We start from the raw sequence: 11906 nt of genomic DNA, 5'->3' as shown, positions 1-11906 counted from the left end.
GGTCCCATTATCACAATCGCCGGGCCGTAGCCTGGATATTCCTGCGCTACGGCCCGAAATTCCAGAGCTCCTTTCTGCTTAAAGACACTGCCACTGCCCCCGCATTCAACGCGTCCAATATATCCTCCCCTGACTCGATCAAACCACCCGCTATGAGTGGCTGTTTGAATTCATCGGCCAGTCGCCTTATCATCCTGGGCAAGATTCCCGGCAAAACCTCCACTGCATCTGGCTTCGTATTGAGCGCCGTTGTGATTCCGGTCCTGACAGCCAGGGAATCAAGGATGAAAAGGCGCTGAATCGTTAGAAGGCCGGCCTTTTTGGCGAAAGATATGAGATGGCTGCGGGTAGTTATTATGCCAGCCGGCTGCGCCTTTTGTGCCACGAATTTCACGGCAGCCATATCTTGTGAAAGCCCGCCTATGAGTTCCATATGCAGGAATATGGGCTTTCCCTTGAGCCTCGCGGCCTTCACCATCTCGATAAGGTCCGAGAGTTCTCCTGAAAGCATGAAAATAGCCCCTGCCCTGCTGTTCAATGCATCTTCAAGATCCTCCCGGCGTCTCACTGCGGCAATAATGGGATTACCACCCAAGATCTCGCTCAGGTTCATCCCGGTCACGACCTTCCAGGTTTCAGATTTGCTGTCGGACTACCGGTCTGCAATCAACCGCGAGCCCGCCATCAGTTCTACCATCAAGCGTGTGGCATACCCTGAAGGGGGTCTGCCGTCACTTTCATCGAGATTCTGCCGTTGGTTGCATCGAGATTTCGAGTCACGATTACATCAGCGCCCGTTCCAAGCAGGTCCCGGATGACCACTTCACCGCGGCGAAGTGGCGCTGCGAGCACCACTTTCGCGATCTCTCTCATGGCCAGCGGGATATATTCTTTCGGGATGGGGGTGGATGTTCTTACCGGGGCAACGGGGAGCGTTCCGCCAGATACCCTCACCGTGGTAGTCAATATCCTCCTGGGCGCCGTCACTTCTGTTGAGGCATATTCTACCCCCCTCTTACACTTAGCTCCCTCAATGGAATCAACCCTACCCCCGCGTATAGACACCTTTATGGAACAACCCTCAGGGCAAACAATGCATGTGATCTTACGTTCTGTAGTCTCGTATTCGCCCATGAGCATCAAACACCTTCTTCTGCCGTCAGGAAGACTGATTTCTCAGTTGCGATCTCCCGTAATAAATCGGGCCGGAGCGGGAGATCAATCATCTCTGAAGGACGGGCTCGCCTTTTCCTTGCTACGGGAATCGACCGGCCCTGCGACACCAAATTGATCCGCGCCGAAATCATGGATCTTGCGACCCTCAGGCTCAACCTCGCAGCCCCGCTATCGCCGGTCATTGCCGCATCGCCATCATGGATCAAAGTTATCCTTTGAGGCACAACATATCTCACACCCTCGCCGGGGACTATCTGTAATAGCCTGCGACCCGCTGAAGCGCCCTTGCGCGCGTAGATAGCAGCGGAAGAGCCAGCGACAATACCTTCACGGGTCACATTATCAACAAGGTCGTTCACATGAACTGCATTTCCGCATGCGAAGATACCTTCTATGGAAGTCTCCATTTCATTCGTGACCACCGGTCCGCCAGTGCGCGGGTCAATCTCGATCCCCAGTTCCCTTGAGAGCTCATTCTCGGGTATGAGGCCCACAGACAATAACAGAGTATCGCACTCTATGACCTCTTCCGTGCCGGGGACCGGCTTGAGATCATCATCAACTCTAGAGATAGTGATAGAAGAAACTCGCTCTCTCCCTTCTATTTTCGTCACTGTATGAGAAAGTAGAAGGGGTATCCCAAAATCCTCGAGGCACTGGACCACATTTCGCGTAAGCCCACCCGGGTAAGGGTATATCTCAATGACAGCCTTGACCTCCGCTCCCTCCAGGGTAAGCCGCCTGGCCATGATCATGCCTACATCTCCAGAGCCCAGGATCACAATCTTTCGCCCGGGCATATAACCTTCCATGTTAACGTATCTTTGAACCGTTCCTGCGGTGAAGATGCCTGCAGGTCGTGTACCTGGGATTGCCAGGGCCCCGCGCGTCCTCTCCCGGCAGCCCATGGCAAGGACTACAGCCCCGGCTATATATCTCACAAGTCCATCACCAGGGTTGACCGCCAGGACCGTCCGGTCCTTTCGAACCCCAAGCACCATGGTATTGGTTCTCGACTGCACACCAATATTCATGGCCCTCTCTATAAACCTAGAGGCATATTCAGGTCCTGTAAGCTCCTCCTTGAATATCTGCAAACCAAAGCCGGTATGAATGCATTGTTGAAGAATGCCCCCCAGTTCCCTATCTCTCTCCAAGATCATGACCCGGTCAGCGCCATTTTCTTTAGCAGCGATAGCAGCGGCTAGACCCGCAGGTCCTCCGCCTATCACCACTACATCTGAATGAATAGTTGGTATCATCTCGTCTTCGCCATCGATCATGTGTACCATCCTCATCGCATACAGATTTTCCATTATTTGATATACAACAAAGGTTCTTTGGTTTTGCAGTTCAAGATATAGGATGAACCTCCGTTTTTCGTTACCTTTTCGGGGGGAATCCTCAATTCTTGTGAGAGAATGGCTAGAACCCTCGGCCCACAGAATCCCCCCTGACACCTTCCCATTCCCGCCCTTGTTCGCATCTTGATTCCATCTATGGTGGTAGCCCCCGGAGATCTCCGTATCGCTTCAACGATCTCAGCCTTGGTTACGAGTTCGCAGCGGCAGATGATCTGACCATAATCCGGATTGCGCCACACGGCCTTTGCCCGCTCAGACATCGAGAGCTGGGAAAACCTCCTTATCCCTTTACGGACAGGGTTGAAATCGGGCCTCGGCACTAGCCTCAAGCCTGTATCTCTAAGCATGTCTATTATGACCTCGGCAATCGCTGGCGCGGAAGACAGCCCGGGAGACTGGATTCCTGCAGCATTAAAGAAGCCTCTAACCCTTTCGGAAGGACCTATTATGAAATCATCTCCAGTGGCAACCGCCCTTAGGCCTGCATACTGGGTTATGGCTTCTCTGACAGGGATATCGGGTATGAGTCTCCTGGCCTCTCTCATGACGCCAGCAAGGCCTTCCGGCGTTGTCGAAACATCTTCCTTATCATCCACATCTCTAGCATCAGGCCCTACAAGGATATTCCCATCGACTGTGGGGGTGACGACCACTCCTTTACTAATCTTGGTTGGCACCGGAAATAGAACAGTTCTCACTAGATTTCCCACACGTTTATCCAGTACGTGATACTCACCCTTACGCGGGATGATCCTGAATGAGTCATCCCCAGCCATTTTCGCTATTTCATCTGCATAGAGGCCGGCCGCGTTCACTACAAAGCCTGTCCTAATGAAGCCGCGATTCGTCATAACCCCTCTCACTTGTCCATCTTCAACCACAATCCCTGCTGCAGGGGTTTCCCGGAGGAATCGAACCCCATTGGCCACGGCATTCTCCGCAAGAGCTATGACCATCTCATAAGGGCATATGATGCCTGCTGTCGGAGCCCATAATGCCGCTAGCGCCTTTGGGTTGAGATTTGGCTCCCTCCTGAGGAGCCATTCTCGATTTACAATCTCGAGACCCTTCACTCCGTTTTCTCTACCTCGTTTCATTAGGTCCTCGAGGATTGGTATTTCAGACTCTTCCAAGGCAACGACCAGAGATCCTATCTGCGAGAAATGGACATCTAATTCCTCAGCCAGCTGGCGATACATTGCATTTCCTTTGGCATTGAGCTTTCCCTTCCATGTCCTGGGATCAGCGTCATAGCCCGCATGGATTATTGCCGTATTCGCCCTGGAAGATCCCTGAGCGACATCAGAGCCCTTCTCAAGGAGGATTATGCTGACCCTGTAACGGGATAACTCACGGGCAATCATGCAGCCGGTTATTCCTGAACCAATTACTACTACGTCAGCCTCGAGTATACTCATTTGGATACAAAAGCGGTAAACCCCCCGCCGGTATCGTGATCCCGATGGGCCAATCTCCTCTCATTCGCAAGGGGGGATGAACCGCCATTGCCCCTCCTTCCATTCCCATCAATCCGTGTCCCAGCTAAGAGCCCTTTCAACAGCTCGTTTCCATCCCCGGTAAAGTTTTTCCCGGGAAATATCCTTCATCTGCGGTGTAAATACCCTGTCTATTCTTCGTTTACTGGCGATCTCATCTTGAGAACTCCAGTAACCAGTGGCAAGACCCGCCAGATAGGCCGCCCCTAAAGCGGTGGTTTCTATAACAGAAGGCCTTTCAACATCTACGCCAAGGATATCGGACTGGAATTGCATGAGGAAATTGTTTCTGACCGCTCCCCCATCAACCCTTAGCACCCTAGGATTTATACCAGAGTCGGCTGACATGCATTCAACAACATCCCGGGTCTGATAGGCTATGGATTCCAGCGCAGCCCTAACGAGGTGTTCACGGGCAGTGCCCCGTGTGATTCCCACTATCGTTCCCCTAGCATACATATCCCAATACGGAGCTCCAAGGCCTACAAAAGCAGGAACTAGATATACGCCTCCTGTATCTGCAATCTTGTTTGCCATTTCTTCAGATTCAGCGGCACTTTCTATTACCTTCAAGCCATCTCTGAGCCATTGAATTGCAGCCCCGGCAATGAAGATGCTGCCCTCCAGAGCATATTCCACTTTATCGCCGATCCCCCAGGCTATGGTCGTCAAGAGACCATGAGTTGATGAGAAAGCTGTCGGACCAGTATTCATCAGCATAAAACAGCCAGTTCCGTAGGTGTTCTTTACCATGCCGGGCGAAAAACACGCCTGCCCGAACAACGCCGCCTGCTGGTCACCAGCATCACCTGCTATGGGGATCTCAGCCCCGAATATCTCCCGGCTTGTAAGGCCATAGACTTCGCTGGAGGGCCGTGGAGAAGGCAACATGGATTTCGGAATCCCCAACTCAGCCAAGATCTCATCATCCCAGTCCAGGCTATGAATATTGAACATCATAGTCCTTGAGGCGTTGGAATAGTCAGTCACATGCACTCTGCCGCCCGTGAGTTTCCAGATGAGCCAGGTATCCACATTCCCGAAGAGAACCTCACCTTTTTCAGCCCGTTTCCGCAGCCCCGGCATAGTGTCAAGGAGCCACTTGAGCTTGGTGGCGGAGAAATATGCGTCGATAACAAGCCCTGTCTTCTGCTGTATTCTCTCCGACCATCCCTTCTGCTTCAATTCATCGCAGATGGAGGCTGTGCGGCGACACTGCCATACTATAGCGTTGTGGAGAGGTTCACCCGTTTCTCTTTCCCACACGATGGCAGTCTCTCTCTGATTGGCGATGCCAATGGCTGCGATATCGCTTGGAGCTATGTGAGCCTGGTCAATGGCCTTCCTGGCCACGCTTACCTGCGAGTTCCAAATATCCAGAGGACGATGCTCCACCCAGCTAGGTCTGGGATAAATCTGCTCAAATTCATCATTTGCCATGCCGATTATATTCCCATCCCTGTCGAAGATGATAGCCCGGGAACTTGTTGTTCCCTGGTCAAGAGCCATTACATATTTGGCTTCCACGAAGAGCGCACCCCCCACGTTGAGAAAGATAAAACCGCTAGCGATCTATTTGCCCAATAACCCCATATAAAAACAAACTCCCACCCGAGAGGCATAAAACATACCTATCGAGTGGGACTTCTCCATCTACTCCAGTCCCAATCACAGATCCTGCGCCATATAGGATGTGTCAGTACCCGGCATTAAAGTATTCGAGATGACGCCAATAATTCCTCCTTTAAAGAAATGCGACTCCTTTAAAATGGATCTCTGCCCTGCCACCTGTGAGATCCCTCAAACCCGAGACAATACGCTCTGTATCGCCTTTGGGAGACTCCGCCACCAGCTCAACTGCATCAGTATAGTGGGCATCACGGATAACCCCCCCAGACGTCTCAATCAAATGACGGGCTTTCCCAAGCCATTCATAATCAACACGGATCGCCAAAATATCATGAAGAGACCTTCTCCTAATTCCCGCGGCCTCTATGCCCATACGAGCGCACTGGCTATATGCCCTGACGAGCCCCGGCGCGCCAAGAGGTATCCCCCCGAAATACCTTGTAACTACAATGACCGCATTCGTAATATTGTTACGCTTGAGCACATCGAGAACAGGCCGGCCAGCCGTGCCCGCTGGTTCACCATCATCGCTGCATCTTTCAATTTCAGCTCCAGGTCCTATCCTATAGGCAAAGACATTATGGTTGGCACCCTTGTGCTGGGACCTTATATCTTCAATGAAATCACAGGCCTCTCCTTCTCCAGAGACAGGGGCGACCTGGCCGATGAACCTTGACTTCTTTACGATTAGCTCAGCCTGGGCCTTCTGCGCCACTGATATGATCTCACCGATCTCCAAAGATTGCCATAACCCCTTCCCTTTTGAAGGTTGTCGCGGTTGTCGCGCCGGATTTTTTATAGTTTCTATCGATAATAGGATAGCTTATTTGAGAGAGATAGACAACGGGCGCATAAAACCAAGATGAAAAGGGCAAGGCATAGGCCTTGCGACCTTCCCCCGCCATTCAACTCTTAAGCCCTGTAAGCACCACTCCTCTTTCAATAGATCTCTGCAACAAGATGAACATCAAGAGGGTTGGCACTGAGGCAATGAAAGAGCTGGCCATGCTTTGGTTCGGATAGCTTAGCTGCACCTGTGCCTGAAACAGGGCGACGGTAAATGTCCACATGCTTCTTTCGGTATTCACCAGGAAAGGCCAGAGGAAGTCATTCCAGACGGCAAGGAATGTGAAAAGGGCCAGCGCGCCATAGACTGATTTCGAAAGCGGTATAACTATCCTGGAGAATACCGTCCACTCAGAAGCCCCATCGATCCGCGCAGCCTCTAGCAGATCTTTCGGTATCTGATCAAAAAATCCCTTGAACAGGTAGATCGCAAATCCCCACGCAGTGTGAGGAAGAATCACGCCAAGATATGTGTTCGTAAGATTTGCATGGGGAAAAGGAATCCCAAAGAACTGGCTAAAAGGAAATTCTTTCATGATTAAGAATAGCGGGAGAAAGAGCACCAGAGGAGGTATCATAAGAGTCGCCAGGAAGAACATGAGCAATGCGCTAGCCCAGCTAGCTGGAAGGAGCCTTGACAAAGCATAACCGGCAAGTGAACTTATGGTAAGCTGGCTCACTATGACTCCACCTGTGATTATAGCGCTGTTTAATATATACCGTCCAAATGGGTACTGCCCAAATCCATACTTCCATGCCGCCACGTAAGTATCAAAGAGGCGGAAGACAGACCTGGCCGGAATAATGGCCTTCATCTTCCCTTTCATCGGGTAGCCGGCCAGGAGATCCCAAATCTTGTCCGCTGACTTCTCGCGTTGTCCCTCAGCGAGCTCGCCTCCTAATGGGAGAGTGGAGGGAAGTGAGATCTTGTAGCCGACTTCGGGAATTATCTGAGGCGCAGCTCGCAGGATGCGCTCAGGAGTCAGCCGCACTGCGATAATCTCCGTGTCCCGTATCCTTTTGGCCACATAGCCCGGCACTGCAGCATAGAAAACTCTCTTACCGCCCAAATATCCCTCAAACCTTATCTCGCCTATGGCCTGGTCCCTGAATTCATCTACCGGCCCCCAAATGGACATCGCGGCATCACCAATCATGATCTCTTCAAGATCCTTTTGCCAATTTGAGATCGGAAGACTTCTTGCAACATCCGTATAGTCGACCTTCACTGTATAGATCCTAGCAAGGGAGGGTACAAGCTTTGGCGGAAGCTGAAATACCTCAAGATCGGATTTCATTGAGCTTGAAAGCATCCAAAAGATCGGAAAGAGCAGCAACAAAATCCACATGATCATGAGGGTATGCAGTACATAATAAAGAATCCTCTCGCTCCCCCTGCGGGAAGTCTTAGGTATTAATGGCATGTGTTGTCCCCCCTCAGGCTACGTCTGACCTAGAATAATGAATCCGTATTGCAGTGACAATGAAGACCGCCACAAACATCAGCATAGCAAGCGCAGCAGCGAAGCCCAGCTCATAGTTTTCAAACCCATATCTATATACCAACAGGGTGATGACTCTGGTTGAATCGAGGGGCCCGCCTCCGGTCATTACAAATACCTGGTCGAATATCTGAAAAGCCCCCGTCAGCGCTAGTGTGAGCTGGATGGCGACAATAGGCCTGATCTCCGGCAATGCTATGTAACGAAGCTTCTGCCAAACAGTCGCGCCATCCACGGAAGCAGCCTCTATATGTTCACTTGGGATGTTCTGTATTGCCGAAAGATATATCAGGATTCCAAGGCCTCCCCCAAGAAGCCCCGGCATAGTCAGGGCAATCTTGGCAATGCGAGGATCATTGAGCCATCCAAAGGGCCCCAGGCCCACGGTTCCCAAGATGCTATTGAGAAGTCCATAGTCAGGGTGATAAATCCATTTCCAAAGAATGTAGCCCGACATGCCGGGCACTGCAGATGGGATGAGGAAAAGAAGGCGCCAAAAAGCCTGAAACCTCTTGACCTCATCAAGGAGAAATGCCTGTATAATAGGGGGCCAGAAGCCAAAGAGGATACCCAGTACAAAGAAGACTATATTGTTTTTCCAGGCGACCCAAAACATGTTCATATTCAGCGCCCGTGCATAGTTCCCCAGGCCCAGGAATTTCCCCGGGGGATTCATTATGCTATATTCATAGAGACTCATCCTGAGCGCCTTGAACATTGGATAATATTTAAAGAGCAGGAAGACTATGATGGCTGGCAAGACGAAGAGAATCCCCATGCCCAATGTTCTGGTCCTGGTGGGGGTCCTGGTCCAAGCAGGATTCTTCCGGAAAAGGAGCTTTTCCTCCGCCATAGAAATAACACCCCTTCCCTTGCTGCTAGTTTTGGCTGGCGAGGGGAATGAACCCCTCGCCGGATAAGTCGGTAAATTCAGGCGTTACCGTACGGTATTGGGAATGTCCTGAAGAACCCTCTTGGCACATTCCTCAAGCACTGCCTTGGGATCGGCCTTTTGGTCGAGGAGCACGGCCTGTATCGGCTTGGCAAGATAAGGTTCGATCCTGTCCTTGAAGTAGTATTCCATCTTGCCATGCGCTAACGAATCATTTACCTCTTCGGCTATATCCTCAGGTACTTCCTTGAAATATTTAGAGATATTGACTCCGCTAAAGTACGGCATCTTGGGCGGGAAGAGCACCCCTGCGTCGGCTTGAAGCTCATAAGTTTTGAGGAAAGTATCCTTTGACGACATGTATGTCACGTACTTCCAAACGGCATCCAACTTGGCTTTATTCTTGGCGAGAGCGGGGTTCACAATCCAATATGCCCCACCAACCTGGGCAGCCTTGATGCCCGTTGGACCCGCCGGCAGCGTGGCAAATCCGATCTGCTCGGGCTTCAGGCCCTGGCTAAGAAGCCCTGGGTACTGGTCTATCGCCAGCATGTACATTGCAGCAGTGCCCTGGACCAGATCCCTCACATTCGCGTCATATGCCTGGAGCACGTCAGACTGGACGACTTTATATTTCCACTTCAAATCCTTATAGAACTGGAGCGCTTTTATTGCAGGCTCTTCGGTAAAGCGGATCTTGCATTTCCCATCAGGCAACTTCTCTGTTACCTCGCCCCCAGCCTGCCAGACGAAATTCTCCCAGTACCAGCTCGCCCAATCCATGCCCAGGATGGCATAACCATATTTATTCTTTCTTGGGTCAGTGAGCTTCTGCGCGAATGTAGCCAGCTCGTTCCAATTACGCGGTGGTCCGGCAAGTCCAGCATTCTTAAAAAGATCCCTACGGTAGGCCAGCATCATCACATAATAGCTATTTGGCACCCCATAGATCTTGCCGTTTTTCATAGCCGCCTGGAGAGCGGCAGGCAGCACGCTCTTGGAATCAGGCCATGCCTTGTACATTTCAGTTATATCCATCGCAAATCCCTGATCAATCCATACAGGTATCGTCGGGAAATGTGCCGCATGATAGGCATCCGGCCCCGAGCCGCCCGCCATGGCTGAGGTGAAGGCCAACCTGTCCTCGCCCGGCTTGCCTGGTATGCCAGTGCGCTCCACCTTAATATCCGGATAGAGCTTCTCAAAACCTTTTTGGATTATTTCGGTGATTTTGCTAAGTGGATCGGTGCCCGGCTGGTCCCAGGTCTTTATAGTCACAGCGGCCAGAGCCGTAGTGCCTATGAGAAGGCACAGAATAACCGCAGGGATCAGGAAACCTAAAAACCTTCTGATAAACATACTGTTACTCTCCTTTCTAGTGTTTCAGGTGTTCACCGATTACTCTGCCAATAGCCTTCCATTGCAAAACCATCCATCTTTCATTGAAATACCAGAAGCTCTCTCCGGACATCACCATCCTTTTGCGATAGAAAGGCCCATATCTTTGGGTGTAGGATCTATGGCCCTCCCTGTTTTTGAATGATAACGCAACCCTGCAGGCAATTTAGTGGGTACCCGATCCCGATAATGCGACCTACCCTTCACCTCCCCCCAGCCTTCTCACTGAAGATCTTTCTACTATTTCTGTTGGCAGGATTACCTGTCTTTGTTTCGGTCCATCTCTTTCAATTATTTCAATCAACATCTCCGTAGCAAGCTTCCCGAGCCGGTAAATGGGCTGACGGACAGTAGTGAGAGGCGGTTCAGAATATGATACTTCAGGATCATCGTTGAACCCAACGATGGAGATGTCATCAGGAATCGCCATTCCTTTTTCACGTATGGCTCTCATGGCCCCTATGGCCATTGAATCATTGTAGGCGAAGATGGCGGTGGGAAGCTTCTTTGGATTTTCAAGAAGCCTCGACGCCGCAAGATAACCGCTTTCCTGCGTGAATTTCCCCTCAACCACATAAGACTCATCGTAAGGCAGACCGTTGTCCACCAATGCGCGCTTATAGCCCTCCAGTCGCTCAATACCTGCCGTAGTTTCCAGGATTCCCGCTATGTGAGCTATTCTCCTATGTCCCATGTCAATGAGGTATTTTACAGCGTTATAGGAGCTCTGGATGTTATCGATATCCACAAAGGCTATATCAATCGGGCCGAAGGCCCTGCCTATGGAAACGAAAGGGAAATTCATGGCCTTAAGCTCCGGGAGATATATATCATTTACCTTGTTACACAGGACAATTATGCCATCGACACTTCCATCTCTGGCCATTTTTATATATTCTAGATCCTCCTCGATTTCAGCGGACGCAGTGGCAAGAACCATCCGGTAGCCTCGCGCATTTATCGCGTCCTGGACGCCGCGCAGCACTTCCGCAAAGAATGGATCCTTCATTATGAAATGAGATGTATGCGGTATAACCAGCCCTATGTTTCTGGTAGAATTGGATGCCAACATTCTTCCCTTAATATCAGGGTAATAGTTGAGCTCATGTATTACATCCAGCACGCGCGCCCTTGTGCTTTCACCCACCCCGGGACTATTGGTCATCACCCGCGAGACTGTTGCAATAGAAACGCCAGCCCTAAGCGCTACATCACGTATTGTGACCTTATTCTCTGATAAATGCCGCCTATCGATATGAACATCATTACTTCCCATGGTCAAGGCTGTTCCCTTCCATCTAATCTCCTACAGTTTTATCTAATACGTTTACGCAGCAAATTCGCACCTCATCGCCAATAAGTGAAATTCTTTGCGCAATAGATCCTGCGTGTCATTGTTTACTAAAACGTTTACTATGACATGCATAATCCCACCTTAATTGCCTCGCAAATAGCAGGCTAGATCTAAAATCATCCCGGGGGCAACACCTCACCAGTGATTATAAACGTAACCGCTTTCAATCATATTATCTACTTCGCCGCGATTTGAGAATCTCCTTCTAGCCTGAAAGGGAAATCTGAGAATTATCATGAATGCAAATGA

General features: G+C 50.7%; 10 protein-coding genes. All 10 read right to left on the bottom strand.

What is annotated here, in order from left to right:
• Positions 1-46 precede the first annotated feature (46 nt).
• The gene (locus tag HPY52_00170; protein ID NPV78680.1) at positions 47-613 is read right to left on the bottom strand and encodes a glycerol-3-phosphate responsive antiterminator; all 567 of its coding nucleotides are present in this window, start codon (positions 611-613) and stop codon (positions 47-49) included.
• An 83-nt stretch (positions 614-696) separates the two neighbouring features.
• Complete coding sequence (locus HPY52_00165) at positions 697-1134, bottom strand: DUF1667 domain-containing protein (protein NPV78679.1); 438 nt, start codon at positions 1132-1134, stop codon at positions 697-699.
• Positions 1135-1139: 5 nt separating this feature from the next.
• Entirely contained in the window at positions 1140-2438 is a 1299-nt protein-coding gene (locus HPY52_00160; GenBank protein NPV78678.1) for an FAD-dependent oxidoreductase, read from the bottom strand.
• 53 nt (positions 2439-2491) lie between these two features.
• Positions 2492-3958, bottom strand: a complete 1467-nt coding sequence (locus tag HPY52_00155) for an NAD(P)/FAD-dependent oxidoreductase (GenBank protein ID NPV78677.1) — start codon at positions 3956-3958, stop codon at positions 2492-2494.
• Between the two features lie 108 nt (positions 3959-4066).
• The gene (gene glpK, locus HPY52_00150) at positions 4067-5545 is read right to left on the bottom strand and encodes a glycerol kinase GlpK (GenBank protein ID NPV78676.1); all 1479 of its coding nucleotides are present in this window, start codon (positions 5543-5545) and stop codon (positions 4067-4069) included.
• Positions 5546-5780: 235 nt separating this feature from the next.
• Positions 5781-6404, bottom strand: coding sequence for a YigZ family protein (locus tag HPY52_00145; GenBank protein ID NPV78675.1), 624 nt, complete (start codon positions 6402-6404; stop codon positions 5781-5783).
• A 166-nt stretch (positions 6405-6570) separates the two neighbouring features.
• A complete protein-coding gene (locus HPY52_00140; GenBank protein NPV78674.1) occupies positions 6571-7935 on the bottom strand; it encodes a carbohydrate ABC transporter permease in 1365 nt (454 codons plus the stop codon).
• Positions 7936-7948: 13 nt separating this feature from the next.
• On the bottom strand, positions 7949-8866 hold the full coding sequence (locus HPY52_00135; GenBank protein NPV78673.1) for a sugar ABC transporter permease: 918 nt from the start codon (positions 8864-8866) through the stop codon (positions 7949-7951).
• An 84-nt stretch (positions 8867-8950) separates the two neighbouring features.
• A complete protein-coding gene (locus HPY52_00130) occupies positions 8951-10264 on the bottom strand; it encodes a sugar ABC transporter substrate-binding protein (GenBank protein ID NPV78672.1) in 1314 nt (437 codons plus the stop codon).
• A 235-nt stretch (positions 10265-10499) separates the two neighbouring features.
• Complete coding sequence (locus tag HPY52_00125) at positions 10500-11579, bottom strand: LacI family DNA-binding transcriptional regulator (GenBank protein NPV78671.1); 1080 nt, start codon at positions 11577-11579, stop codon at positions 10500-10502.
• Between the last annotated feature and the right edge of the window lie 327 nt (positions 11580-11906).

Source organism: Bacillota bacterium, from assembly GCA_013178415.1.
Lineage (GTDB): Bacteria > Bacillota > SHA-98 > Ch115 > Ch115 > Ch115.
Note: the sequence above shows the minus strand (reverse complement) of the source record. Positions and strands in the feature narration are given on the sequence as shown.

What these genes read in the sequence shown, in the direction of transcription:
- HPY52_00170 (NPV78680.1), bottom strand. Translation starts at nt 613, where the DNA reads ATGAACCTGAGCGAGATCTTGGGTGGTAATCCCATTATTGCCGCAGTG.
- HPY52_00165 (NPV78679.1), bottom strand. Translation starts at nt 1,134, where the DNA reads ATGGGCGAATACGAGACTACAGAACGTAAGATCACATGCATTGTTTGC.
- HPY52_00160 (NPV78678.1), bottom strand. Translation starts at nt 2,438, where the DNA reads ATGATACCAACTATTCATTCAGATGTAGTGGTGATAGGCGGAGGACCT.
- HPY52_00155 (NPV78677.1), bottom strand. Translation starts at nt 3,958, where the DNA reads ATGAGTATACTCGAGGCTGACGTAGTAGTAATTGGTTCAGGAATAACC.
- glpK (NPV78676.1), bottom strand. Translation starts at nt 5,545, where the DNA reads ATGGCTCTTGACCAGGGAACAACAAGTTCCCGGGCTATCATCTTCGAC.
- HPY52_00140 (NPV78674.1), bottom strand. Translation starts at nt 7,935, where the DNA reads ATGCCATTAATACCTAAGACTTCCCGCAGGGGGAGCGAGAGGATTCTT.
- HPY52_00135 (NPV78673.1), bottom strand. Translation starts at nt 8,866, where the DNA reads ATGGCGGAGGAAAAGCTCCTTTTCCGGAAGAATCCTGCTTGGACCAGG.
- HPY52_00130 (NPV78672.1), bottom strand. Translation starts at nt 10,264, where the DNA reads ATGTTTATCAGAAGGTTTTTAGGTTTCCTGATCCCTGCGGTTATTCTG.
- HPY52_00125 (NPV78671.1), bottom strand. Translation starts at nt 11,579, where the DNA reads ATGGGAAGTAATGATGTTCATATCGATAGGCGGCATTTATCAGAGAAT.